The organism is Streptomyces sp. JN8 (assembly GCF_055808075.1).
Window position 1 is genome coordinate 4,561,866 of the sequence record NZ_CM147852.1, and the last position, 24,542, is coordinate 4,586,407.

Annotated in this window: 22 protein-coding genes, 1 tRNA gene and 1 pseudogene; 9 read left to right on the plus strand and 15 right to left on the minus strand. The window is 73.3% G+C overall.

Features of this window, described 5'->3' with window-relative positions:
- Nucleotides 1–136: 136 nt before the first annotated feature.
- The 3 genes and pseudogenes from tmk to ACY0MR_RS20170 all read left to right on the plus strand — a co-directional run bounded on the left by tmk (nt 137) and on the right by ACY0MR_RS20170 (nt 6,959).
- The gene (tmk, locus tag ACY0MR_RS20160) at nt 137–3,502 is read left to right on the plus strand and encodes a dTMP kinase (RefSeq protein ID WP_473554510.1); all 3,366 of its coding nucleotides are present in this window, start codon (nt 137–139) and stop codon (nt 3,500–3,502) included.
- Nucleotides 3,503–3,615: 113 nt separating this feature from the next.
- Nucleotides 3,616–4,353 (plus strand): annotated as a pseudogene (locus tag ACY0MR_RS20165) (ABC transporter ATP-binding protein); the annotation flags it as partial.
- A gap of 200 nt (nt 4,354–4,553) precedes the next feature.
- On the plus strand, nt 4,554–6,959 hold the full coding sequence (locus tag ACY0MR_RS20170; protein ID WP_473554513.1) for an FtsX-like permease family protein: 2,406 nt from the start codon (nt 4,554–4,556) through the stop codon (nt 6,957–6,959).
- Between the two features lie 314 nt (nt 6,960–7,273).
- On the opposite strand, the gene ACY0MR_RS20175 is transcribed toward ACY0MR_RS20170, so the two are convergent.
- Both ACY0MR_RS20175 and ACY0MR_RS20180 read right to left on the minus strand, forming a co-directional pair.
- On the minus strand, nt 7,274–7,918 hold the full coding sequence (locus tag ACY0MR_RS20175) for a response regulator transcription factor (RefSeq protein WP_361847817.1): 645 nt from the start codon (nt 7,916–7,918) through the stop codon (nt 7,274–7,276).
- Complete coding sequence (locus ACY0MR_RS20180) at nt 7,906–9,123, minus strand: sensor histidine kinase (protein ID WP_404085929.1); 1,218 nt, start codon at nt 9,121–9,123, stop codon at nt 7,906–7,908. The genes ACY0MR_RS20175 and ACY0MR_RS20180 overlap by 13 nt, the downstream gene beginning before the upstream one ends.
- Before the next feature lie 159 nt (nt 9,124–9,282).
- Between ACY0MR_RS20180 and ACY0MR_RS20185 the strand changes: the two genes are divergently transcribed.
- The 4 genes from ACY0MR_RS20185 (at nt 9,283) to ACY0MR_RS20200 (ending at nt 12,544) form a co-directional block, all read left to right on the plus strand.
- Nucleotides 9,283–9,456 carry a hypothetical protein gene (locus tag ACY0MR_RS20185; protein ID WP_388801502.1) on the plus strand — a complete coding sequence of 58 codons (174 nt, stop codon included), beginning with the start codon at nt 9,283–9,285 and terminating at the stop codon, nt 9,454–9,456.
- An 82-nt stretch (nt 9,457–9,538) separates the two neighbouring features.
- Nucleotides 9,539–10,741 carry a DNA polymerase III subunit delta' gene (locus tag ACY0MR_RS20190; RefSeq protein WP_392206937.1) on the plus strand — a complete coding sequence of 401 codons (1,203 nt, stop codon included), beginning with the start codon at nt 9,539–9,541 and terminating at the stop codon, nt 10,739–10,741.
- A 93-nt stretch (nt 10,742–10,834) separates the two neighbouring features.
- Nucleotides 10,835–12,385, plus strand: coding sequence for an alpha/beta hydrolase (locus tag ACY0MR_RS20195; RefSeq protein WP_388801496.1), 1,551 nt, complete (start codon nt 10,835–10,837; stop codon nt 12,383–12,385).
- 85 nt (nt 12,386–12,470) lie between these two features.
- Nucleotides 12,471–12,544: transfer RNA gene (locus ACY0MR_RS20200), tRNA-Thr, on the plus strand.
- A gap of 45 nt (nt 12,545–12,589) precedes the next feature.
- On the opposite strand, the gene ACY0MR_RS20205 is transcribed toward ACY0MR_RS20200, so the two are convergent.
- From ACY0MR_RS20205 to ACY0MR_RS20265, 13 genes are all read right to left on the minus strand, one after another.
- Nucleotides 12,590–13,999, minus strand: a complete 1,410-nt coding sequence (locus tag ACY0MR_RS20205; RefSeq protein WP_473554517.1) for a tyrosine-type recombinase/integrase — start codon at nt 13,997–13,999, stop codon at nt 12,590–12,592.
- Nucleotides 14,000–14,062: 63 nt separating this feature from the next.
- Nucleotides 14,063–14,266: a helix-turn-helix domain-containing protein gene (locus ACY0MR_RS20210; protein WP_383519542.1), complete on the minus strand. Its 204-nt coding sequence runs from the start codon at nt 14,264–14,266 to the stop codon at nt 14,063–14,065.
- A gap of 201 nt (nt 14,267–14,467) precedes the next feature.
- Nucleotides 14,468–15,631, minus strand: a complete 1,164-nt coding sequence (locus ACY0MR_RS20215) for a DUF3631 domain-containing protein (RefSeq protein ID WP_473554519.1) — start codon at nt 15,629–15,631, stop codon at nt 14,468–14,470.
- 181 nt (nt 15,632–15,812) lie between these two features.
- Nucleotides 15,813–16,778, minus strand: coding sequence for a bifunctional DNA primase/polymerase (locus ACY0MR_RS20220; RefSeq protein WP_473554522.1), 966 nt, complete (start codon nt 16,776–16,778; stop codon nt 15,813–15,815).
- Nucleotides 16,779–16,872: 94 nt separating this feature from the next.
- Complete coding sequence (locus ACY0MR_RS20225) at nt 16,873–17,061, minus strand: hypothetical protein (protein ID WP_473554524.1); 189 nt, start codon at nt 17,059–17,061, stop codon at nt 16,873–16,875.
- 204 nt (nt 17,062–17,265) lie between these two features.
- The gene (locus ACY0MR_RS20230; RefSeq protein WP_473554526.1) at nt 17,266–19,392 is read right to left on the minus strand and encodes an ATP-binding protein; all 2,127 of its coding nucleotides are present in this window, start codon (nt 19,390–19,392) and stop codon (nt 17,266–17,268) included.
- 92 nt (nt 19,393–19,484) lie between these two features.
- Nucleotides 19,485–19,685 carry a DUF6257 family protein gene (locus tag ACY0MR_RS20235; protein ID WP_473554528.1) on the minus strand — a complete coding sequence of 67 codons (201 nt, stop codon included), beginning with the start codon at nt 19,683–19,685 and terminating at the stop codon, nt 19,485–19,487.
- An 80-nt stretch (nt 19,686–19,765) separates the two neighbouring features.
- The gene (locus ACY0MR_RS20240; RefSeq protein WP_473554531.1) at nt 19,766–20,152 is read right to left on the minus strand and encodes a DUF6251 family protein; all 387 of its coding nucleotides are present in this window, start codon (nt 20,150–20,152) and stop codon (nt 19,766–19,768) included.
- Nucleotides 20,153–20,178: 26 nt separating this feature from the next.
- A complete protein-coding gene (locus ACY0MR_RS20245; protein WP_473554532.1) occupies nt 20,179–20,514 on the minus strand; it encodes an RRQRL motif-containing zinc-binding protein in 336 nt (111 codons plus the stop codon).
- Complete coding sequence (locus tag ACY0MR_RS20250) at nt 20,511–21,383, minus strand: DUF2637 domain-containing protein (RefSeq protein ID WP_473554535.1); 873 nt, start codon at nt 21,381–21,383, stop codon at nt 20,511–20,513. Before ACY0MR_RS20250 ends, ACY0MR_RS20245 begins: the two co-directional genes overlap by 4 nt.
- Nucleotides 21,380–21,556 carry a hypothetical protein gene (locus tag ACY0MR_RS20255; protein WP_473554537.1) on the minus strand — a complete coding sequence of 59 codons (177 nt, stop codon included), beginning with the start codon at nt 21,554–21,556 and terminating at the stop codon, nt 21,380–21,382. The genes ACY0MR_RS20250 and ACY0MR_RS20255 overlap by 4 nt, the downstream gene beginning before the upstream one ends.
- Nucleotides 21,553–22,152 carry a hypothetical protein gene (locus ACY0MR_RS20260; RefSeq protein ID WP_473554540.1) on the minus strand — a complete coding sequence of 200 codons (600 nt, stop codon included), beginning with the start codon at nt 22,150–22,152 and terminating at the stop codon, nt 21,553–21,555. The genes ACY0MR_RS20255 and ACY0MR_RS20260 overlap by 4 nt, the downstream gene beginning before the upstream one ends.
- Nucleotides 22,152–22,418 carry a DUF6284 family protein gene (locus ACY0MR_RS20265; RefSeq protein ID WP_473554542.1) on the minus strand — a complete coding sequence of 89 codons (267 nt, stop codon included), beginning with the start codon at nt 22,416–22,418 and terminating at the stop codon, nt 22,152–22,154. Before ACY0MR_RS20265 ends, ACY0MR_RS20260 begins: the two co-directional genes overlap by 1 nt.
- A gap of 598 nt (nt 22,419–23,016) precedes the next feature.
- Here ACY0MR_RS20265 and ACY0MR_RS20270 point away from each other — a divergent pair.
- Entirely contained in the window at nt 23,017–23,790 is a 774-nt protein-coding gene (locus tag ACY0MR_RS20270; RefSeq protein ID WP_473554545.1) for a GntR family transcriptional regulator, read from the plus strand.
- On the plus strand, nt 23,787–24,347 hold the full coding sequence (locus tag ACY0MR_RS20275; protein ID WP_473554547.1) for a GNAT family N-acetyltransferase: 561 nt from the start codon (nt 23,787–23,789) through the stop codon (nt 24,345–24,347). The genes ACY0MR_RS20270 and ACY0MR_RS20275 overlap by 4 nt, the downstream gene beginning before the upstream one ends.
- Nucleotides 24,348–24,542 lie beyond the last annotated feature (195 nt).

Below are 24,542 nucleotides of genomic sequence, written 5' to 3' on the forward strand. Positions count from 1 at the left end.
GGACGAACGTTCCGGCGGGGGTGGAGGCGACTGCCTCCACCCCCGCTTTTCGTCCATGTGTTCGTCCTGTCACAGGCTCGTCCGGATGTTCGGACGGAGGCCACGGGGACCGAGGGCGTCCGGATAGGGTGGACGGATGACGCGCGCAGAGCAGCCAGACCGCCTCGTCGATTCCGACGCCGCACTCGTCGCGGATTCCAGGGAGCGTGCCGTACGCGCCCTGTTGCGCCATCAGCCACTGCGCAGGTTGTGGAGCGCCCAGCTCGTCGGCAGCACCGGCGACGCGCTCGCCCTCCTCGTGCTCGTCCTCCTCGGCCTGCAGGCGGCCGTCGCCGAGGACGCGTTCGGCGGGGACTACCGCGGGGCCGCGTTCGCCGTGGCCGCCGTCGTCGGCGCCCGGCTGCTCGCCTCCGTCCTCTTCGGGGCCGTCCTCCTCGGCCCGCTGACCGCGCTCACCGGCCCCGGCGGCGCCCTCGACCGGCGCTGGACCATGATCGGCGCCGACGGCGTCCGGATCGCGCTCCTCGTCATCGCGCCGCTCTGGATCGACTGGACCCCCGGCAGCGCCCTCTGGTACCTGCTCGGCACCGTCTTCGTCACCGGCGCCGCCGAGCGGCTCTGGACGATCAGCCGCGAGGGCGCCGCGCCCGCGCTGCTGCCCGCCCCGCCGATCGAGGGCGGAGCCGTCCGGCCGCTGCCCGACCACCTCGGCGCGCTGCGCCGGCTCTCCCAGCGCACCACCTTCCTCGCCGTACCGGCCGCCGCCGCCGTCCTGCTCCTCGCCACCCTGATCGGCAACCTGCTCGGCACCGGGATCGACTGGTTCTCGCTGCACCAGGCCGCCCTCGGCTCGTACGTCGCCGCCGGCCTGTTCGCCGCCTCCGTCACCGTCCTCTACGCCATGGCGCTGCCCGGCGGCGAGACGCCCCGGCCCCGCTCCCCCCTGGAGGGGCTGCGCCGGCCGACCGACAAGGGCGCCGAGGGAGGCGTCGAGAAGGGCCGCACCGGAGCCCTCTCGCTGCTCGTCCTGACCTGCGCCACCGTCGCCGGAGCCATCGCCGCGGCCGCGTCCGTCGCCGTCCTCCACGCCGCCGACCTCGGCGGCGGACCCGTCACCTACGCGCTGCTCGTCCTCGCGCTCAGCGCCGGCACCGCCGTCGGCATCCGGACCGCGGGCTCCGTCCTGCCCGTCCTGTCCCGGCGCCGGCTGCTCGCCCTCGTGACCGCCGTGACCGGCGTCGCCCTGATCGCGATGGGCCTCGTGCCGGACACGGCGACCGTGCTGCTCCTCGCCGTCCTCGCCGGCTACGCGGCCGGCGTCGCCGCGAACACCGGGCACACCCTCGTCGACCAGGAGACCGAGGAGCCCCGCCGGGCCCGCACCACCGAGCACCTCCAGGCCACCGCCCGCGTCGGCATGGCGGTCGGCGCGCTCGCCGCGCCGCTGCTCGCCGCCGCGATCGGCCCCCACCGGCTCGCCTCCGACTCCGGCGACTTCGTCTTCGACCACGGCGGCGCCGCCTTCACGCTGGCCCTGGTCGGCGCCCTGCTGCTGCCGGTCGCCGCCCTCGTCCTCGCGAAGACCGACGACCGGTCGGGCGTCCCGCTCCGCCGCGACCTCCGCGACGCGCTCCGCGGCTCCGACCCGGTGCAGGCGCCCTCCCCGACCGGCTTCTTCATCGCCCTGGAGGGCGGCGACGGCGCCGGCAAGTCCACCCAGGTCCAGGCGCTCGCCGAATGGATCCGCGCCAAGGGCCACGAGGTCGTCGTCACCCGCGAGCCCGGCGCCACCCCCATCGGCAAGCGCCTCCGCTCGATCCTCCTCGACGTGTCGTCGGCGGGGCTCTCGAACCGCGCCGAGGCCCTGCTGTACGCCGCCGACCGCGCCGAGCACGTCGACTCCCTCGTCCGGCCGGCCCTGGAGCGGGGCGCGATCGTCCTCTCCGACCGCTACATCGACTCGTCCGTCGCCTACCAGGGCGCCGGCCGGGACCTCTCCCCGACCGAGATCGCCCGCATCTCCCGCTGGGCGACCGACGGACTCGTCCCGCACCTGACCGTCGTCCTCGACGTCTCCCCGGAGACCGCGAGGGAACGGTTCACCGAGGCGCCCGACCGCCTGGAGTCCGAGCCGCCGGAGTTCCACGCGCGCGTGCGCGCCGGGTTCCTCGCCCTCGCGGCGGCCGACCCCGGCCGCTATCTCGTCGTCGACGCGGGCCAGGAGCCCGAGGCCGTCACCACCGTCGTGCGCCACCGGCTCGACCGCATGCTGCCGCTCTCCGAGGCCGAGGTGAAGGCCGTCGAGGAGGCCCGCCGCAAGGCCGAGGAGGAGGCCCGCCGCCGCGCCGAGGAGGAGGCCGCCCGCAAGGCCGAGGAGGAGCGGCTGGAGCGCGAGCGCCAGGAGCAGCTCGCCAAGCTCCGTGCCGAGGAGGAGGAGCGCAAGCGGCGCGAGGAGGAGGAGGCCCGCCGCCTGGAGGCCGAACGCCAGGCGGAGGAGGCCCGGCGCAAGGCCGAGGAGGCCCGCGTCGCCGCCGAGGAGGAGCGCAGGCGCCTCGCGGCCGAGGAGAAGGCCCGGCTGGAGGAGCAGGAGCGGCTCCGCAAGGAGGCCGAGGAGGAGGCCCGGCTGCGGGCCGAGGCCGAGGAGCGCCGCCTGGAGAAGCAGCGCAAGGCCGAGGAGGCCCTGCTCCGCGCCGAGGAGGCCCGCCGGATGGCCGAGGCCGCCGCCGCCGCGAAGGCGGCGGAGGAGGCCGCGGCGAGGGCTGCCGCGGAGAAGAGCGCCGCCGAGGCGGCGGCCAAGGCCGCGGCCGAGCGGGCGGCCGCCGAGCGAGCCGAGGCGGAGGCCGCCGCGGCCCTCCGCGCCGAAGCGGCGAAGGCCGCCGCCGAACGGGCCGCCGCCGACAGGAAGGCGGCCGCGGAGGCGAAGGCCGCCGCGGAGGCCAAGGCGGCGCGCGCCAAGGCGGAGGCCGAGGCCGAGGCGGCCCGGCAGCGGGCCGAGGCGGTCGAGCTCTCGGCCAACGAGATCACCCGGCCGACGCCGATCGTGAAGCCGGACGCCCCGACCGTCTCCCCCGAGGAGGTCACCGTCGCCACGCCGATCGTCAAGATGACGAAGCCGGAGCCGGAGCCGGAGGCGGAGACGAGCGTCCTGCCCCGGATCGGCGAGGAGCGCTCCTCGGCGGACCGCTCCTCCGAGGAGACCACCGTCCTGCGTGCCGTGCGGGAGGCCGACGAGACCGCCGTACTGCCCTCCGTGCGCGACACCCCGTCCGACCCGGTCGACCGGGTCCCGCAGGGCATCTTCCGGGACACCAAGCCCGCCGGGCAGCAGCCGCAGGGGGCGAACGACCGGACCCGCGAGCTGCCGCAGCTCGACGAGAACGGCCGGCCCCGCCGCCGCTCCGACTGGGCCGAGGACACCCCGCTCGACGATCTGCCGACGCTCGCGGACGAGCTGTTCGGCCCGCACGAGGACGAGGACGAGGGCCCGCGGCGCCGCCGCTGACCGCGCCGCCGTCCGGCCGGAGGGTGTAGCCAGCTCCACCCTCCGGCCGGAAGCCCGCTCCATACCGCTCCGACCTGCGCTTTCCTAGCGTTGTCGGCATGACGACGACTGCGATGGCGGAGAGCGGTGCCACCCCGCGCACCCCGGACGCGGCCCTCTCCCTCGACGGGGTGGGCCGGACCTACGGGCGCGGGGCGCCCGCACTCGACGGGGTGAGCCTGTCCGTGCCGCGCGGCCGGTTCACGGCGGTGATGGGCCCCTCGGGCTCCGGCAAGTCCACCCTCCTGAAGTGCGCCGCGGGACTCGAACGGCCGACGGCCGGAACGGTACGGATCGGGGGCACCGACCTCGCCACGCTCAAGGCCGCCGGCCTCACCCGGTTCCGCCGGGACCGCGTCGGCTTCGTCTTCCAGTCGCTGAACCTCGTCTCCGCCCTCGACGTGCGGGAGAACGTCACCCTGCCGCTGCTCCTCGCCGGAGCCCGCCCGGGACGGGACCTCGACGCCCGCGCCCTCGCGGGACTCGCGGCCGTCGGACTCGCGGACCGGGCCGGCGACCGGCCCGAGCACCTGTCCGGAGGCCAGCGCCAGCGGGTGGCCGTCGCCCGCGCCCTGGTCAACGACCCCGAGGTCGTCTTCGCCGACGAACCGACCGCCGCCCTCGACCCGGTCACCGCGGCCGGTGTCCTCGCCCTGCTGCGGCGCGCCGTCGACGAACGGGGGACCACGGTCGTCCTCGTCACCCATGACCCGGTGGCGGCCGCGTGGACGGACGAGGCCGTCTTCCTCGACCGCGGCCGGCTCACCGGTCGCCTGGACCGGCCGGACGAGGCGGGCGTGCGGGAGATGCTGGGCGCGGGCGCCCCGGGCGGGCTGCGGGCCGGCGCGTACGACGCGGGCCGGGCGGTGGGTGTGCACGACCCGGGCCGGCCGACGGGCGCGTTCGCCCCGGGCCGGGCGGTGGGTGCAGACCGTGCGGGTGGGGCGGCGGGGATGCGTCCCTCCGGCTCGCCCGAGGGCCTCCCGGTCCGCCGCCCGGCGGGGGCGGGCCGATGAGGACGTCCGGGGATCCCGCCGTCCGGCTGCTCGCCGCCCGTTCCCTGCGGACGCACCGGAAGGCATGGGCGGCCGTGTTCGCCGCCGTCGCCGTCACCTCCGCGCTGCTCGGCGCCCTGGCCCTCGCCGCCGGCTCGGCGGCACTCGGCCACGCGCGCGTGGAGCGGTACGCCGCCGCGGCCGTCGTCGTCGCCGGCGACCAGGAGGTCCGGTGGACGACGAAGCCGTGGGGGAGCGAGACGACGACGACCACGGCGGGCCTGACCGAGCGGGTCCGGATCCCCGCCGCGACCGCCGACGTGCTGCGCGCGGTCCCCGGCGTCCGGGCCGTCGTGCCCGACCGCACCTTCGCCGTACGCGACGCGGGACCGCTCCACACCGGCCGGTCCTGGGAAGCCGCCCGGCTCGCCCCGTACCGGCTGACCGACGGCCGGGAGCCGCGCGCCGCCGGGGAGGCCGTCCTGGGCTCCGGCACGGGCGCGCGCGTCGGGGACACCGTCGCCGGACGGAAGGTCGTCGGCCTCGCCGACGGTCCCGCCGCGCTGTACGTCACGGCCGCCGAGGCGCGGCGGCTCACCGGCCGGCCGGGCTCCGTCGACGCCGTCGGCGTGCTCGCCGACCCCGGTGTCCCCGCCGACGTGCTCCACGCGCGCGTGCGGGCGGCCCTGGACGGGGCGGGGTTCCGGGACACCGCCTCGGGGCAGCCGCTCCGGGCGCTCACCGGCGACGGCCGGGGCGGGGCCGAGCACCTCGCCGCGGCGCCCGCGCGCACGGAGCTCCTCCAGCTGCTCGCGGCCGTCTCCGGGACCGTCGTGCTGGTCGCCGTCCTCGTCCTGGCCTCGCTGATCGCCCAGGCGCTCCAGCAGCGCACCGGAGAAAGGGAGTTGCTGATCACCGTCGGTGCCACGGCCCGTCAGGTGCGGGCCGCGGCCGGCCGCGAGGTGACCCGGGTGGCGGGCCTCGCGGCCCTGTGCGGCGCCGCCCTGGCCGTCCCCGCCTTCACCGTCCTGTGGTCGGCGCTGCGAGAGCGCACCGGCGTCGTCCCCGAAGGGCTCGAACTCCCCTCCCCGCCCTGGCTGTTCGCCGGTGTGCTCGTGACCGCCGGCATGGTCGCGGGCATCGCCCGGCTCGTGGTCCTCCTCGCCGCCCGGCAGCCCGGGAAGCCGGGCCGTGGCGGTGTGCGCAAGGCCGTCGGCATCGCGCTGCTCGTCCTGGGCGCGGGATCGGCGGCCACCGCCACCACCCAGGGCGGGGACGCGGCGGGGGCCGCGGCCGGAGCGGCCACGGTCACCCTGGTCGCCGGGTGCGCGGTGCTCGGGCCGTGGATCGCGGAAGCGGCGGCGAAGGTCCTGGACCTGCCGTTCCGGCGGCTCGGCGGCGCGGCCGGGCGGCTCACCGCCGCCGGTGCGCGCGCCCACTCGCGCCGTCTCGGAGCGGCGCTCGTGCCGGTCGTCCTCGTCACCGCCTTCGCGCTCGTGCAGCTCTCGGCGGGTACGACGACGGGGCGCGCCGCCGAGGAGCAGGCCCGGTCCGCCACCACCGCCGACCTGGCGTTCTCCGGCACGACGGCCGAGCGGGTGCGGCTGCGGCCGGGGATCGTATCGGCCACGGACGTCCTGCGCTCCACGGTCGTCCTGGCCCGCACCCAGGCCGGAGACCCGCGCCTCGACCGGCTGCCGGTGCTCGGCGTGGACGCGGCCGGCCTCGCCGGCACGCTCGACCCCGGGGTCGTCGCGGGCGACCTGGCGGGACTCGCCCGCACCGGCACGGTCGCGGTCGGCGCCGACATGGCCGACTCGCTGGACGTACGCCCCGGTTCGACGGTCGACCTGCGGCTCGGCGACGGCACGCCGAAGCGGCTGCGGGTGGTGGCGGTGTACGAACGCTCGCTCGCCCTGGGCGAGTTCCTGCTCCCGAAGGCCGAACTCGCCCCGCACGTCGGCGATCCGTACCCCGCGCGCGTCCTGGCGTCCACGGGGAAGCGGGCCGCGGACGCCTCGGTGGCGCCCGAGCGGATCAGCCCGCCGGGCGCCGAACTCAACGGCATCGTCTCGGCCGTGATCGTCTCCGCGATCGGCGGCCTGACCCTGCTCTCCGTCCTCAGCACCCTCACCCTGATCGGCGCCGGGCGGCGCGGCGAACTCCACCTCCTCGGCCAGGTCGGCGCGTCGGCCGGCCAACTGCGCCGGATGCTCGGGCTGGAGGCGGGCCTCCTGACCGCCACCGGCCTGCTCGTCGGCCTCGCGGTGGCCGCCCTGCCGCTGACCGCCTTCGCCTGGGCGCTCACGGGCGGACCGCCCTACCTGCCGCCGGGGCAGGCGGCCCTGATCGCCGGCACGGTCGTGGTCACGGTCCTCGCGGGGGTGTTCCTGCCGGCGTCGGCCAGGCGGCTCGGCGCGTGAGAGCGGGGCGGGGGGCCGGGGCCTGAGTGTCCGGGCGCGGGGCGGCCCGGAGGTCCCGGCCCGGATGCTCCGGCCGGGATGTCCCGACCCCGGATGTCCCGACCCGGATGTTCAGGCCCGGATGCTCGGGCCCGGGTGACCGGGGCGGCCCGGGGCCGGCTTGTCCCGTACGCCCGGGGTCCGCTCCGTACGACACGACCGCCACCGGCTCCGTACGACACGACCGCCGCCCGCTCCGTACGCCCGGGATCGGCTCCGTACGCCCGGCATCGGCTCCGTGTGCCGGGAGTCGGACCGTACGACCGCCGCCCGGCTCAGGCGTTCAGGTAGGCGAGGACGGCGAGGACCCGGCGGTGGCCGCCGCTGTCGGTCGGCGGCAGGCCGAGCTTCAGGAAGACGTTGCCGATGTGCTTGTGCACGGCCCGTTCGGTGACCACCATCGAGCGGGCGATCGTGCCGTTGTCGTGCCCCTGCGCCATCAGTTCCAGCACCTCGCGCTCCCGGGGCGTCAGGGAGTCCAGCGGATCGTCTCGGCGGCGGGCGAGCAGCTCGGTGACGACCTCGGGGTCCAGGGCCGTACCGCCGGCCGCGACCCGTTCCAGGGCGTCCAGGAACTCGTCCACCCGGCCCACCCGGTCCTTCAGGAGGTAGCCGACCCCGCGCGCGCCGCCGCCCAGGAGCTCGGCGGCGTACGTCTCCTCCACGTACTGGGAGAGGACGAGCACCGGCAGGCCGGGCAGCCGCTCGCGGGCCGCGAGCGCCGCCCGCAGCCCCTCGTCGCGGAAGCCGGGCGGCATGCGGACGTCGAGGACGGCCACGTCCGGCCGGTGCTCAAGGAGCAGCGGCAGGACCTCCGGACCCGTGGCCGCGACCCCGGCCACCTCGTGGCCGGACGAGGTCAGCAGCAGCACGAGGCCCTCCCGCAGGAGGGCGTTGTCCTCGGCGATCACCACACGCACGGAAGCTCCACTTCGATCACGGTCGGGCCCCCTGCGGGGCTGGTCAGTCGTACGGTGCCGTCCAGCGCGGCGACCCGGCGCCGCATGCCGAGGAGTCCGGATCCACCGCCCTCGCCCGCCTCGGCGCCGCCGCGGCCCTCGTCCGCCACGCGCGCGCGGAGAGCGGCCGGTTCGCGGGAGAGCGCGACGGAGGCGCGCGTGGCGCCGCTGTGCCGCGCGGCGTTGGTGAGGGCCTCGGCCACCACGAAGTAGGCGGCGGCCTCGACCGCGGCGGGGGCGCGGGCACCGGGGGGCGCGTCCTCGGGGCGGCCCGCGCGGTCGCCGGGGGCGTGGTCGGCCAGGCCCGTCACGGACACCTCCACGTCCAGGCCGCTGCTCGCGGCGAGGGCGCGCACCGCCCCGGTCAGGCCCCGGTCGGTGAGGATCGGCGGATGGATGCCCCGCACCACGTGCCGCAGCTCGGCCAGCGCCTCCTCGGCCTGCGCCTGCGCGTCGTCGAGGAGCTTCCGCCCGGCCGCGGGATCGGTGTCGTACACCCGCTTCGCCAGCCCGATCCGCATGGAGAGCGCCACGAGACGGGCCTGCGTGCCGTCGTGCAGATCGCGCTCGATCCGGCGCAGCTCCGCGCCGTGCGCGGCGATCGCGCCCGCCCGGGTGGCCGTGAGCTCCTCGACGCGGGCGGCGAGCCCGGCGGCCCGCGCGGCCGCGGGCGTCGGGGTGAGCAGCGCGCGCGACCACGCGGCGTCCAGGTCGGCGAGCCGCCCGATCAGCGGCAGGAGCACCGGCCGCCGCCCCGCGAGCCCGGTGACCACCCCGTCGACGAGCAGCGCGGGCGCCCACAGCACCAGCGAGGCGAACCAGAGGACCAGGCCGTAGACCAGCTGCGCGGCCGCCCAGACCAGGTCCTGCCGCGTGCCGGGGTCGCCGACGGCCGTCCGCACGCGCGCGGGAAGGGCGCCGTCGAGCGGCAGGTACGCCTCCGGGACCGGTGTCCCGGACCGGGCGGCGGTCCGCCGCCGCTCCTGACCCGCCAGGCGCCGCAGCAGCAGCACGCTCTCGGGGAGCACGCCGGCGCCGATGACCGTGAGGGTGAGGAAGGCCGTGAACAGGGCGACGCCCACCATCAGGTAGCAGAGGATCGCGAGCGCGGCCCCGCCCAGCAGGTGGAGCGACGCCCGGCCGGATTCCCTGATCACGTCGCGCATGCCCGCCAGGTTATGCGGAGGGCCCGGGGGACGCGGTGGAGCAGGCTCCACCCCCGCTCCGGGAGCGGGCACCGCTGTGCGGGGACGCGGGGGCGACCAGGATCGGAGACAGGAGGGGCCACCCGGCCCGCCCCGCCCCCTCGACCCCCGGAGACTCCGATGCGCGTCCTCTTCTGGCTGCTGCTCACGGCGAGCGTCCTCGCCAACCTCTACGTCAACACCGTCGCCGACCTGACCGGCGGCGCCCACGTCGCGGCGAGCGTCGCCACGGGCACGGTCCTGCTCGGCTCCGCCGCCGGCCTGTGGCTCACCCGCCGCGGCACGGAGGCCTGACGCCGGCCCGGGCCCGCTCCGCCCGGCGAGGGTTGTCAGAGGACTGCCCCACAATGGAGGGCGTACCTGAGGAGGGGCAGACATGGCCGTATGGGACGACCTGGTCGGACAGGCGAAGGTCGAGGAGCAGCTCGCCGCGGCCGCGCGGGACGCCGACGCGTTCGTGACCGCCCATGCCGCCGGAGAGCCCGCCCCCGAGGCCTCGAAGATGACGCACGCCTGGCTCTTCACCGGTCCGCCCGGATCGGGCCGGGCGACGGCGGCGCGGGCGTTCGCCGCCGCGCTCCAGTGCGTGAGCCCCGACCGCGCCCTGGGCGGCGCGCCGGGCTGCGGCTTCTGCGACGGCTGCCACACGACCCTTGTCGGCACGCACGCGGACGTCGAGATCGTCCGTACGGACCTCCTCTCCATCGGTGTGAAGGAGACCCGCGACCTGGTCCGGCGCGCCCAGCTCTCCCCGGCGGGCGGCCGCTGGCAGGTCATCGTCCTGGAGGACGCCGACCGGCTCACCGAGGGCGCGGGAAACGTCCTCCTGAAGGCCGTCGAGGAGCCCGCGCCCCGGACGGTCTGGCTGCTCTGCGCGCCCTCCCTGGAGGACGTGCTGCCCACGATCCGCTCCCGCTGCCGGCACCTGACCCTGCGCACCCCGCCCGTGGAGTCCGTGGCCGACATGCTCGTCCGGCGGGACGGCATCGAGCCGGAGACGGCGTACGCCGCGGCCCGCGCCACCCAGGGCCACATCGACCGGGCCCGGCGGCTCGCCACCGACGAGCGGGCCCGCGCGCGCCGGTCCGTCGTCCTCAAGCTGCCGCTGCGCGTCGAGGACGTCGGCGGCTGCCTCAAGGCGGCCCAGGAGCTGGTGGACGCGGCGGCCGAGGACGCGAAGCAGGTCGCCGAGGAGGTCGACGTCAAGGAGACCGAGGAGCTGAAAGCGGCGCTCGGCGCCGCGCAGGGCGGACGGATGCCGCGCGGCACCGCCGGGGCCATGAAGGAGCTGGAGGAGCGGCAGAAGCGGCGCAGGACGCGTACGCAGCGCGACAGCCTGGACCTCGCGCTCACCGACCTGACCGGTTTCTACCGCGACGTCCTCGCCCTCCAGCTGCGCTCCCGCACCGCCCTGGCCAACGCGGACGTCCAGGACGCGATCGAGCGCATCGCCCGGGACACCACCCCGGAGCGCACCCTGCGCCGCATCGAGGCGGTCCTGTCCTGCCGCGAGGCCCTCGACCGGAACGTGGCCCCGCTGCTCGCGGTCGAGGCGATGACGATGGCCCTGCGGGGCTGACACCTGCCTCCACGGACCCCGCGCACACGTGCGGGGGAGCCGTCGGGACCGCCGATTGGACACGGTGCGTACCGCTCCGGATACGCTCCGGGAATGGACTCCAGGCGCTTGCTCCGTACGTCCGCCACGGCCCTCGCGGCCGCCGGACTGATCCTCTCCGGCTGTTCGGGCGGAAGCGACGCGGCGGCGTCCCGCACCACGGCGGCGGTCCGGCAGGCCTCGCCCTCCTCCTCGCCCGAGGCGCTGAAGAAGTTCTACGGGCAGAAGCCGACATGGCGCGACTGCGGTGTCACGGGCTTCCAGTGCGCGACCCTGCGCGCCCCGCTCGACTACGCGAAGCCGGACGGCGAGCAGATCGACCTGGCGGTCTCCCGGGTCAGGGCGACCGGCCCCGGCAAGCGGCTCGGCTCCCTCCTGGTCAACCCGGGCGGCCCCGGCGGCTCCGCCGTCGGCTACCTGCAGGGGTACGCGGGCGTCGGCTATCCCGCCCCCGTCCGCGCCCGCTACGACATGGTGGCCGTCGACCCGCGCGGCGTGGCGCGCAGCGAGCCCGTGGAGTGCCTGACGGGGCCCCAGATGGACACGTTCACGCAGGTCGACCAGACCCCCGACGACCCCGCCGAGGTGAACGCGCTGAGCGCCGCGTTCAAGGACTTCTCCGCGGGCTGCGCGAAGAAGTCGCGGGCGATCCTGCCGCACGTCTCCACCGTCGAGACGGCCCGCGACATGGACGTCCTGCGGGCGGTCCTCGGCGACGAGAAGCTCACCTACGTCGGGGCGTCGTACGGCACCTTCCTGGGGGCCACGTACGCCGAGCTGTTCCCGGACCGGGTCGGCCGCCTCGTCCTCGACGGGGCGATGGATCCGTCGCTGCCGGCGATCGACCTCAACCGCGACCAGACGGCCGGCTTCGAGACCGCCTTCCGGGCGTTCGCCGCGGACTGCGTGGCCCAGCCGGACTGCCCGCTGGGGACCGGGTCGGTGGAGGCGGCCGGCGAGGCGCTGCGGAAGTTCTTCCGGGACGTGGACGCCCGGCCCGTGCCCACCGGCGAGAGCCGCCGGCTCGGCGAGTCCCTCGCCACCACCGGCGTGATCGCGGCGATGTACGACGAGGGCGCCTGGCCGCAGCTGCGGGAGGCCCTCGCCCGGGCGATCGACGGCGAGGGGTCCGGGCTGCTCGCCCTGGCCGACAGCTACTACGAGCGGGAGGCGGACGGCACGTACGCCAACCTGATGTTCGCCAACGCGGCCGTGAACTGCCTCGACCTGCCGGCGGCCTACCGCGGCCCCGCCGACGTAGCGAAGGCCGTCCCCTCCTTCGAGAAGGCCTCCCCGATCTTCGGCCGGGGCCTGGCCTGGGCGGCCCTGAACTGCACCTCCTGGCCCACCCCGCCCACCGGCGGCCCCCACCGCATCACCGCCGAGGGCGCGGCGCCCATCCTCGTGGTCGGCACCACCCGCGACCCGGCGACCCCGTACAAGTGGGCCCGGTCCCTGGCCGGCCAGCTCTCCTCCGGCACCCTCCTCACCTACGAGGGCGACGGCCACACCGCGTACGGCCGGGGCAGCGACTGCATCGACACGGCGATCAACACCTACCTCCTCGAAGGAACGCCTCCGGCCGAGGGAAAGCGCTGCTCATAGGCCCTCTCGGGGGGTGGTCGGAGCACTCTTGGAAACTGTGTAGACTTGGCGTCGCTGCTGCACCCACCATGGGTCCGGACGGCGTGCCGCCTTAGCTCAGTTGGCCAGAGCAACGCACTCGTAATGCGTAGGTCTCGGGTTCGAATCCCGAAGGCGGCTCAGATCAAGCCCAGGTCAGACAATGTCTGACCTGGGCTTTCTGGTTCAGCGGATGCGGCGTCGGAGCCGAGAGCGCGCGGCCCGCGTGGCGCTGGTCTCACTTCCGGTCTCAGTAGGGGCCTCAGCAGGCGTCTCGGGCCGGGGCTGAACCTGAGGGAGGAACGCCTCTCCCATCCGCCGCATCGCGTCCATGGACTGCTCGGACCGGCCCTTCACGTACCGCCGGGTCTGGGTCACCTGTGTGTGCCGCAGGATCTCCATGATGGTCACGAGTGGGACGCCGAGTTCGTTCAGGATCGTGCCGGCCGTGTGGCGGCTCCCGTCGTACAGGCGCCGGTCGTCGATGCCGCACTCGACGAGTAGCTCTTTGAACTCCTCCCAGTCCTGGCGGGGGTCAAGCGGCCGTCCGTCGGGGCGGGCGAAAAGAACGTCGTGCTCCTCCCAGAGTTCACCCGCCGCGGCCCGCTCCTGCTCTTGAAGGGCACGCAGGTCCCGCAGGGGCTGGACGAACGGCGGGGGGATCGGGACGGGCTCTTTGCTCTTCTTCGTCTTGGGGCGGGTAAAGGCCAGACCTCCGCCCTTCCGCATGGGGCAGACGCTCGCGTGCTTGGTGCACGTCTTCTCGCACGGCTTCGGGCATCCCCGCTTGTACCCCTTATGGGTGGTGCAGGCCGGCGGGCAGGGCTCGAACCGGTGCAGCCGTTCACCACAGTGGTGCGCGTCGGTGCAGCCGTGACGCCAAGTGAGCCGCTGGAGCTGCCAGCGGGGGTGGAAAAGTCCTGCCTCCAGGTCCACGTACTTCCACCGCATCCCGAGTGTCTCGCCCTGACGGAACCCCATGCCGACACCGACCAGCCAGCGCACGAACGTCGGCCGCTTGGCCGCCGCCTCCAGGAAGATCCGAGCCTCCTCTTGAGTGAACGGGTTCGCCTCGGTCTCGTCCACGGTCGGCGGGTCCACCAGGGTGGCGACGTTCTCCACGATCATCCGGCGGCGGTGGGCAATCTTGAGCGCCCGCGACAGGATGCGGTGGACTTTCAGCACGTGAGAGGGTGCGTGGCCCTCGCGGAGCATGACGGCGTACATCGTCTCCAGGTGCTCCGGCTCCAGCTTGTTCAGCCGGTGTTGTCCGATGCCCGGAACGATGTCGTTGCGCGTCTTGGACCAATAGTCGTCCAGGGAACGGGGCTTGAGCTTCAGACTCGCGATCGTCGTCAGGTAGGTGTCCATCCACTGGGCGACGGTGGGGGCGCGACCCGCCTTGGGCGCCCGTTGCTCGTCGCGCAGCTTCTCCAGTTCCTTGACCTTGCGCTTGACCTCCGCCTCGGTCTTGGCCCGGCGGTGACGACGGTCGGGGCTGCCGTCGGACTTCACGCCCATGGTGACCCGTCCGTGCCACCAGCCATCCGCCCCGAAGTAGACGGACGACTCCATGTTCAGCTTTCGGGGACTCATTGCTTCCTTCCACGGGGAGGCGCCCCCGGTGGACTCCGGGGGCGCCTCTGGGGGTGTCGTAGGTCAGTTGGTCTGGGGCTGCAACTGGGCCACGAAGGCGTCCAGTTCGACGAGCCGAATGCGGCGGGAGCGGCCCACCTTCACGTACGGCAGATCCCCGGCGGCCATCAGTTCGTAGACGGTCGAGCGTCCGAAGGACAGGTACTCGGCGGCCGCTTCGACGGTGAACAGAGCGCGGGCGGTGGTGGGCTTCACGGCGGTGGTCACTGCGCATGCCTCCTGCGTGGGTGCCGGGGCTCTTGGCCCCCTTCTGGGAAGTCCGCTACATCCGCTACGCCGCTACATCGCAGGTCAGCGGCGGGTTTTGTGTAGCGGGAAGGTTGGGTGTAGCGGCTACGGCCCGTTCGCGGCGGCCCGGGGTGGTTCGCTGCGGGTGTGGCGGTGTAGCCGCTACACGTGTGGTTGCCGCTACGGGAAGAGGGGGTCTGAGCTGGGCTGTAGCGGCGTAGCGGCTGTAGCGGTGTCCTGGGGCGGCGGGCAGTAGCGGGTCCAGGCGTCGACCATGTCCTCGGCGTGGAAGCCTTTGAGGATGCCGCCGGCGGTGCGGATGTTGCGGGAGACGATGCGGGTGTTGTCGCTGGTCATGTACTCGCCGAGCATCTTGGACAGGCGCCGGTTGTCGAGCGGCTTGCCGTGGAGGTCGGCCCAGGGGGCATCTTCCAGGGCGTTGAGCCGGTCGAGGATGGCGACGGTGGGGAGTTTGTCCACGCCGATGAGGACGTGGTCGCGCAGGTCGGTGAGCAGCCGGATCCCGAGCGAGCCTTTGTCGTCGGTCTGGGAGGCCTTGACCAGTTCGGCGCACGCGGCGCGGGCGCGCTCGGGCCAGTCGCCCCCGGCCGCGTCTGCGACGGCGAGGAGGGGTTCCCACACGTCGGCGGGCCGGTCGGTGACTCCGTCGGGCATGACCGGGCGGGCGCCGCCGACGCGGTCGCGGACCTGGTCGGCCCACTTGGCGAGGCGGTCGCGGATGGCGTGGCCCTGCTTCTCGTGGTCGCCGATCCGGTAGGGCTCGACCTTCTCGTTCCTGGCCCGTCGGCGCATCCGGATGATGACGGAGCGGGTCATGATCGTGTCCGGCAGCGAGCCGAGTCCGGCGACGGCGACCGCACAGTACGAGGGGAAGCCGACCACGGTCTGATTGGACCCGTCCCCCACACATCGGTACATCAGCCGTCCTCGGCGGTGTCCGGCGTTGAGGAAGCCGCGGAGCTGCTCGTTGTCTCCGGCTTTGGGGCCGAACACGGTGTCGATCTCGTCGAAGATGATCGTGGGCCGCTCACCGTCGACCCCGGACACCGCCCGGAAGAGGGCGGAGGGGGAGGCATCGACGGCGGCCATGCTGTTGGGCACCAGGGTCTCGATGACCTCCAGCGCGCGGGACTTGCCGGAGCCGGGCTCCGGGGAGAGGAACGCGATCCGGGGCGTGGAGTCGAACGCGTCGATCAGGTGGGCGTGGGCGTCCCACAGAGCCACGGCCACGTATCCCGCCTCGCGGGGGAAGACGTTGAACCGGCGGTGGAAGGTCTCGACTTCGGCGAGCAGGGCGGCGCCGTCGATGGGCTGCTGGGTCATGCGGCTTCCCCTTCGGTCAGGAGCGGGCGGAGACGGGCGGCGCAGTGCGGGTCAGAGCCAGAAGGGACGCCTTCGGCGACGACCACTCGGGCGCCCACCAGGCATCCCGCTGTCGGCCGTGCGGCGGCCGCGGGCAGGTGGGTGGTCAGGTGGCTCTTAGAGGGGGCGGGGCGGGGGCGAGTCATGCCGCGCTCCGGCCGCCGGCGGGGTTGTGGGCGATGGACCAGTCGAGACCGCGGGTGATGACGTCGTCGTAGTAGCGCTGGGACTGGGTCGCGTTGCCCGCCGCCGCCCTACTAAGAGCCTCCTGGACGTCCTCTCGGGTGAGGTCGCCGGACGCCACCAGCCGTCCCAGAGCCCGCGCGGCGGACAGGAGCGTGGCGTTGCGGGTGCCGTCGGCGGCGCGAGCGACGTTGTCGACCTCGCCCCGCAGCGCTGCCGCCGCGTACCGGGACGCACGGACCGTCAGAGCCGCCGGAGGCGCCATGGCGCTCTGAACGGGCTTGGGGCGGGCCGTGAGCGCCTCCAGGATCCACCCGGGCAACGGCGCCGGAGGACGGCTGTCCAGGACCCCATACGAGCCGTCGGCGGTGTGGCTGCCGGGGGCGACGACGTACCCGCCCCACCCCCGGGTGTCGATGTGCTTGCCGAGCCGTCCAGCGGTGTTGCCGAGCCGGTGTCCGTCGGGCTGGGTGAAGTACAGGTGCTGCCCGCCACGCGCGGTCCGCACGCGGTGCGTGAGGGGGACGGCCTGCCCGGCGCGCTCGCAGAGCGCCTCAAAGGTGGTTACGCCGTCAGGCGTTCCCTCTTGGTCTGTCGGCTTGAGGGTGTCCAGGTCGACGACGAGCAGTCCGGACGGGCCGGTGGCGATGCCGATGTTGTACGGGGCGTGCGTCCACGCGGCGGCGAGGAGGTCGACGTCGGTGGTGGCCCGCTGCTCGGGGGTCTTGTGCCCGTCCGCACACCGGCCGGTGCCGGGGCAGGAGCGTTCGGCGTGCCCGGCGGGCCGCTTGTCGCTGGGGCGGAGGGGGAAGACGTGCCAGCCACGTTCGGCGGCGCTCACCGCGTGGGCGAGCAGGCTCAGGCCCGGCAGGTCGATGGACAGCGGGTCACTGCCCTCTCGCCGGACGGGGGACGGTTGAGTCATGCTGGGTGTCTCCAGTTCATCGTCAGTGGTCTGGATTGAGGGCGGCCCCGGTTCTTTGGCGAGACGACGGGGCCGCCCTTGTTGCTGTGGTGGGTCAGAGGTTCTGGACGGTCTCGATGAGCGAGGCGGTCAGGGTGTTGATGGGCTTGGCGGCGCCGGTGGAGGCGAGGAAGAAGCCGAATCCGGCGGCGATGAACGCGGCGCCGGCGCCGAGGGTGCGGGAGCGCAGGAGGAAGAAGAGGACGAGTCCGAAGAGGGCGACGAGCGAGACGGTGATGGCCACGGGCAGGGGTCTCCGTTCGGAGGGTGTGGGGTGGTCAGGGAGGGAGGCAGGGACGGCCCGGAAGGGGCGTCTGGAGGGGGTTTCAGGGCCCTGAACTGGGATGCCTCCCTGCCTCCCTGGAGGGGTGTTTGCGCTGATCAGAGCCAGGGAGGCGGGTCAGGGAGGCGGTCAGGGAGTTCTCCCTGCCTCCCTGCCGCCTCCCTGCTATCGGGCGGCGGATTCCGGGGTGTCGTCGGCGCGTTCGGCGAGGGCCTGAGCGACGCGTCCGGCGTCGACGACCATGCGTCCGTCGGACTTGCGGGGCGGGGCGCCGGCCGCTTCGAGGACCTGGCGGAGGTCGGAGAACGTCCACTCCCGGTACTCGCCCGGGTTCGCCGCGGCGAGACGGCGGAGGACTTCCTGGGTGAGCATCTTCGACTCCGCGCCGAGGGCGGCGGCGATGTCGGCGAGCGCGTCGGCGGCGGTCTCGGACGGGGCGGCGGCGGTCAGGGTGGTGACCCCGTCGCGCAGGTCCTTGGCCCGCTGCGCGATGACGGCGGCGGCATCGGTGTCGATGTAGTGGGTGCGGACAGTGATGGACGCCTGCCCGGCGGGGATCTTGATTCCGTCGGAGGCGATGACGACGGTGCCCTTGTCGAGTCCCTGGCGGAGCAGGTGTGGGGCGGCGCCGCCGTCGACGGCCTTGTCCCCGAGGGCCATGCGGGACTGGGACTCGGTGCCGAGGGCGAGGGAGACGCGGGTGTGGGCGCCCTCGCGGACCAGCTTGGGCAGGTTCTGGTCCGTGGGGTCCTGCGTGCCCTGCCACAGCAGTACGTCGACGGCGCGGCCCTGGTTGTGAATCTTGCGGGCGGCCATGAAGTACCGGGACGTGGCCTTCGACCCGCCATACGGTCGCTTGTCGTCGCCGACGGCGGGGCACATGAACGCGACCTGCGCCTCGTCCACGATCAGGATCAGCGGCGGGAAGACGGTGCCGGGCGGGGCCTGGATGCGGCGTTCCATCTCGCGCACGCCACCCTCGACCATCTCGGTCGCGTCGATGACGTGCTCATCGGTCGGGCCCTGGATCAGGACGGTGGCGAGTCCATCGAACATGCCCCAATCCCCCACGCCTTTGAGGTCCGCGACCCGGAACTCGACCCGCCGATCGAGGGCGACCCACAGGGCGAGCGCGCGCAGCGCGGCGGTCTTGCCCTGGTTCGACAGGCCGGTGATCAGCAGCATCCGCTGGAACGGGCTGAGCGTGGCTCCGTCGCCGCGCAGGTCCTGGCCCCAGGGGGCGCGGCCCTTGGCGTAGTCGGCGGTCATGGTCGTGTCCGTGACCAGCGGGGACGGACCGATCGGCTCGTCCAGCGCGCCGGAGTCCGCGATCCACAGGCGGACCGTGCGGGCCGCTTCGGGGATCGTGATGAACACCTCGTGCTCGTGCCGGGCCAGGTTCTCCGCGAGCTTCTTGCGCCGGTTCTGGACCTCGGCGGTGGTGACACCGGAGGGGAGGGTGACGTCGACCTCGACGCCGCATCCGGCGATCCGGATCGGTCCAAGCATCGCGGCACCCGCGTCCCCCATCTCCTTGATCGCGTTCCTGAGCGGGGCGATACCGAGGTCCCGCAGGGCGGTGACCACGATGGACGGGGTGATCGGTGCTCCGGCGTCGTCGGCCCGCTTGCCCTCGGGAAGAGCCCACTGCGGGGCGGTGGCCCGCTGGCGTCCGACGGCCCACAGTCCGGCGAGCGCGAGGAACGGCCCCACGGCCATGAGCGGGCCCCACACCAGTTGCACGATGACGACCAGCAGCCTGATCAACTCGATCAGGGCCATCAACGGCGTGAAGACGTCGGCCGCGTCTTTGGTGGCGATGGCGAGCGCGATACCGATGGCGATCAGTCCGCCTATGCCGCCGGCCGCGCCGATCGCGGCGCTCTTCGCGACGTGCTGCGGCGCGGTGAGCAGGTCCATGCGCCGCTTGTGCCGCTCGGAGCGGAAGCGGTGCAGGCGTTCCTCCCACTCGCCGGCCGCCTCGTAGTTCCCCGCGGCTTCCGCCGCACGCAGCAGCCGCTCGTAGCGGGCGCCGGTCCGGCCGTCCCACGCGCGGCGGACGGTCACCCGGGTGCCGCCGATGACGTAGGCGCCGTGCCGGACGCTCACGCGGGCCGCCGTGCGGGTCCTCTCGTGCTTCACCGCGCCGACCACGGCCCGGCGGGTACGGACGAACACCCGCACCGGGCGGGAACGCGGGGAGGGTTCCGGCGCCACCGTGAGCGGCACGGCCGGGGTGGTGGGCTCTTCGGTTACCGGGTCCTTGAACAGGGGGACCACGTTCTCGGTCATGCTGGGGGTACTCCTGCCGCTCGAAAGGGTGGAGGGATGGGCCCGGGGACGGCACGGTTTCCTTGGCCGGGACGGCCGTCCCCGGGGCACCACTACCTCTTGGCGTTCTTCTCGGCGCGGGCGCGGGCGCCGTCGAGGAGGCGGTCGACCTTCTTCTCCAGGTCGCCCTGGTAGACGGTCTCGCCCGCGAGTCCCCGCTTGGCCATCCGGCCGATGTACCAGGCGAACTTCGCCTTCTCACCGTTGGTGAGCGGGGGGTGCTTCGGGTCGTACTCGTTCCTGCTGCTGGCCATGACGCGGTCCCTCTCCGGGGCCGGGACTGTCCCGGCTCCCCTCACCGCCCGGCGAGGAGGCCGGGCGGATCGGGCAGCCGTCAGCGACGGCGCTTACGCGTCTTGGCCAGGGTCTTCGCGGCGGCCTTGCCGTCCGCGCCGCCGACCGAGCGCACTACGTTCACGACGCCCCAGGCGAGGACGGCGGCGAGGAACGCGAGCAGGGCGAGGTTGGCGGCGATCGCGGTGAGTGCGCCGACGAGGAGGGGGCCGAAGTAGACCCCGGCGGCGACGGTGCCGGCGCCGATGCCGGAGCCGAGCGCGACCCGCTGGACGGTGTGGTCGGGCGGCGCCTGGTGGATGTGCTGGTGGACCACCTGCGGCACGGCCGCGGCGGCGGGCTGGATCGGGGTGGGGAGCTGGTCGGCGTAGGTGTAGGTGCCGTCCGGGAGCTGGACGACCCGGGTGGGTTCGGGGAGGTGGTTCACGACAGGTCACGTCCTCTCGTGGCCGCTCAGACAGCGGCGGTGTCGGGGAAGGCGCAGGGCGTGCACATGCCGAGCGAGCTGGGGATGCGGTATCCGGCGTCCCGCCCGCACTCCGGGCAGACACGCCGGGCCGCATTCGCACGCTCCAGGGCCGCCCACCGGGCCGGCGTCATCGGCCGGACCGGACGGGCCAGGTCGACCCGGTACAGGAAGGCGATGAGCGGTTCGTGTCGGCGGCGGGGGCGTTCGAGCTGGGCCACGACCGGCTGACCGCCGGGCCGTAGCCCCATCGCCCGGAGCTGCCGGAACGTCGCCAGCCCCTCCGGGGCAAGGCGCCAGCGGTAGACGGGGAGGGTGCTCACGACGCGGCTCCGACCGGCTCAGGCGTCGCCGTAGCGGCCCGCTCGGCACGGAGCGAGTCCCGGAGCATCCGGGCCTTGTCCGGCGACGTCCGCAGAGCCTTACGGATGCCCTCGGCCGTCAACTGATCGACCGTCCAGGACTCAGTCAACGCCCTTGCTTCAGAGACGAGTTCATCCGTCGTGCGGCGGGGGCGGGTCGATCGGGCAGCATCGGGGACCCGACCGGTCGCCCGGCGCGGGACCGACTGATCGGCGGCCACCGCACGAACCGTGACCCGATCAATCGGGACCTCCTCGGCGGGAGAATCGACCTCATCAACCCGCTCGACGGTCACCGGGGCGACCAGGACCGGTACCGGCTCGGGAGCCGGTACGGCGAGGTCAGGGGTAGACCGTTCTGTCTCGATCTGTGTCGATTCCTCAGTTTTTGCGGGGTCGATCGATCGGTGGTGGAGGACCTTGGCGACGAGATCGGAGCCGAAGTAGATCGACCCGACCGGCAGCGACGTGGCGAGCAGGACAAGCAGCCAGTTGACCGCGTCCCACTCAGCCAGCCGGGTCCAGTCGACCGACTCGCCGTGCAGCTCGGGCACCAGCCCGTGCACGAAGTTCAGGACGAGCGAGGCCACCGTGTACGCGGCGAGCACGCGCAGCGCGAACTTCTTGTCGGCCCGATCGGTCAGCACCAGCGTGGCGACCAGGGCCAGGGCCATGAGGCCGTCGACCACGAACGGATAGAGCGTCGCCCCCGTCTCATCCGCGCCGACGGCGGTGGCCACGTCCCGCAGCGCGTTCCAGGACACCCGGAACGCCATGCCGACCACGGCCACCAGAGCGAAGACGAGCAGGGCTTTACCGACGCGGTTCACGCTTCCTCACCACCCTCGCACTGATCGGCGCGGTACAGGAGACGGGCGACGACCGCGACGCTGACTCCAGCGAAGAACCCGACTACGGCGACGTCCCGGTTACCGATGGCGATGCCCCAGACCTCGATAGCGAGGGACAAGGCCACCAAGAGAAAGTAGGTGAGGCGGTTCACGCGGCACCCCTAGGCAGCGTCGGGTTGGTCAGGCCGGTCATGGCGGCGATCTGCTCGCCGGTGAGCTTGGTGTGCTCGTTCGTGGCGTGGGCCACGGTGCGGATCTCCCGCCACAGGTGGCCGACCTTCCGCAGTGCCATGCCCCGGACCTGCCCCCACGACTTCCCGCCCGCCGGGACCTGGTCGCAGGCGATGCGGTGACCGGTCTCGGCGGCGATGTCGATGGCGTGCTGGCGGTCGTGGTCGGCTTCGCAGGCGGCTGCCCGCTCCGGCGTCCACAGGCCGGAGGTCATCAGGTAGTGGACCTCGGCCACCGCGCCGGCGGCGGCCTGTGCAGCGAACCGCCACGGCGGGATGTCCTGCCCGGTCACGACCCTCGTCAGGCCCGTGAGTTCCCAGCAGCCGGGCCCGGGCTCCCAGGCGACGACCTCACTGGAGTGCACGTGGAAGCCGTAGGACATGGCGAGTACGGCGTGGCCGGCCTCATGGAAGGCCATGCCGAGCCGGGATTCCTCGTAGCCGAGCGACGCCTCGAAGCGCGGCATCAGGTTGCCCCGGTGGTCGAGCAGGACAGCGGGGTCAGGGGCGGTGGCCATCACGCGGCACCGCCCGACTGCGCCAAGTCAGCGCGGTTGGTCAGAGCGCGGCGCTCGTCCAGGACCCGGTTGCGGGCCCGGCGGACACGCCGCTCGTCCAGCGCGGTGGCCGGACGGTCGAGCATCCAGATCTCCACGTCGAGCAGGTCGATCTCCGCCAGAATCAGCGGCATCTCCTGCTCGATCGCGTCCAGCTCCCCGTTCGTCGGCTCACCGTCGAACGGGGTGGCCGTAACAACGGCCTGAAGTGCAGCGATGGACTTCATTGGGTGTGTTCCTCTCACACAGGAACGGCCCGAACAGAGCCCCCGGTGTTCCCGCACCGGGGGCTCACGCCGTTTGGAACCATCCGGCTCCCCTCAACCCCGCCCGTACGGCAGCCCCGGGTACGGGGGCCGGACAGGCGGAGGAGGCAACCGGCCGCAGCTGAAAGCTGCGGAGGCGGGAGGTGCTGCGGGGCGGCCCCAGTGGGGCCCGCGATCTTTGCCCTTGTCTCACCGCACGTACGGGCCGCTTATCCGCCCGGCAGGGGCGGCATGGGGCGAAAGTGCTCGCGTTGGAGCGTGCGGCAGGGCCTACGGCTTGTCGCAGGTGCCTGGATCGATTCGTCCACTGTTCAGTTCTCAAAGTGCAGCCGCTTCCTTCGAGTCCGTTTCACGGGACCCTCCGGGCGCCGGGTGGCTCTATGAGCCACCCCCATCAGCGGGAATGCCGCCACAAGCGGGCACGTTAATGGGACTGCACCGCTTGCTCAACTTGTTGGTACAAGCTGATGCAGTGATGCTGCACCCACGGACAGTGAGTCGTCAAGGGATCGGGGTCTACATGTACCAACAAGTTGAGCGAGTGCGTCATGATGGGGCCATGAACAAGCAGCCGAAGTACCGACAGGTCGCGGACGCGCTCCGTCGTGAGATCGACAGTGGCGTCTACCCGCCGGGCTCTCGACTGCCCTCCGAGGCTGAACTCTCCGGACGTTTCGACGCGTCCCGCAACACGGTCCGATCCGGTCTGAACATGCTGGTCAGCGAGGGTCTGATCTCGTCGAGCCAAGGGCTCGGGTACGAGGTCCGGAAGCATGAGGTGTTCGAGCTCAACGCGTCCCGCTTCGAGAACCTGACCTTCCCGCAGAACGGCGACGCCTACAGCACCGACGTCACCAACGCCGGCCGTCACCCGACTCAGACGTTCCGCGTCGAGGTGACCCCGGCGACCGAGTACGTGGCGGAGCGACTCAAGGTCGAGCGAGAGTCGACCACCGTTCTCCGGTTCTGCCACCGGTTTGTGGATGACGTGCCCTGGTCGACGCAGGCCACCTACTACCCCGACTGGCTCGTGAAGGATGCACCGCGGCTGGCGGAGCCTGGCGACATCGCTGAGGGGACGACTCGCTACCTGGCCGGTATCGGCGTCGAGCAGATCGGCTACTTCGACGAGATCGCGTCCCGGATGCCCACGCCGGATGAAGCGCGGCTGCTCGACATCGGAGCTGGCGTCCCGGTGCTGCTCTGGACGCGCACCGGCTACTCGGCGGACAAGGTCATCCGGTGCACCATCACGACCTTCCGAGGCGATCTGAACCGGATGAACTATGAGATCGGCACGCTGTCCGCTCGACAGGAGGATGAACCGAAGTGATCATCGAGCGGGCGATGGCGGGCGACTTGGGCGTGCTACTCGCGTTCCGGCAGGAAGCCGCATCGTGGCTCACGGCCCTCGGATCGGACCAGTGGCAGCGTCCGTACCCGGCCGACAGGCTGCTCGCCACGATCGAGGCCGGAGTGGTGTTCATGGTCCGTGACGGTTCGGCGACGGCCGCAACAATCACATTGACGCCGGAAGCGGAAGGAGGGCTCTGGACGGACCAGGAACTCCAGGAGGAATCCCGTTTCGTGAACAAGCTGACTGTGGCACGCACTCATGCCGGGCAAGACCTCGGTGGGAGGTTGCTCGATTGGGCAGGCGATCGGGCGTACCACTCAGGCGCTCAGTGGCTCCGGCTTGATGCCTGGACCACGAACAAGCCGCTCCAGGACTACTACCTGCGGCACGGGTTCGCCCACGTCCGCACGGTCACAGAAGGTGGAGCAGTAAACGGTGGACCACGGGTTTCTGGGTGGCTTGGCCAGCGGCGTGCGAGGCCATCCGCCCACCACGGGCTCACGGATCGGACTCTGCCTCTTTCCGGGTCCTAGGGGGCATGTGCCGCAATGCCCTGAACTAGCCCCGCGCGAGGCTTAACCCGACCAGGATGGACAGATGGATCAAGGCCTTGCGGCACTCGTCGCTGGAATCGCGGGCGCGGTTGGCGCCCTTGGTGGTGCAATGCTCGGCGGCCTAGCCGCCGTTCGAGGGGCTCGCGTAGGCGCAGAGAAGACGGCCGCTGCCTT